Genomic DNA, 305 nt, shown 5'->3' on the forward strand with positions numbered 1-305 from the left:
TCGCGCCGATGGGGTGATCGAGTACATCGGCCGCATCGACCATCAGGTGAAGATCCGCGGTTTCCGTATCGAGCTGGGGGAAATCGAAGCGCGGCTGGTGCAGCAGGCGGCGGTGCGTGAAGCCTTTGTCCTGGCCCATGACAGCGAAAACGGCCAGCAACTGGTGGCCTATATCGTGCCGAGCGACGCCGCAATGGCGGTGGCAGGGGAAGCCCAGGCCGCCCTGCGCGACAGCCTCAAGACGGCACTCAAGGAACACGTGCCGGACTACATGGTGCCGGCCTACCTGCTGTTCCTGGAGGCGC

At 64.9% G+C, this 305-nt stretch carries 1 protein-coding gene; it reads left to right on the plus strand.

Annotated elements, in window-relative coordinates:
* A partial coding sequence (locus tag F6S12_RS33300; RefSeq protein ID WP_315870061.1) for an AMP-binding enzyme occupies positions 1–305 on the plus strand: 305 nt, incomplete at both ends.

The sequence above is a fragment of the Pseudomonas sp. JV245A genome (genome assembly GCF_032424515.1).
Taxonomy (GTDB): Bacteria; Pseudomonadota; Gammaproteobacteria; order Pseudomonadales; family Pseudomonadaceae; genus Aquipseudomonas; species Aquipseudomonas protegens.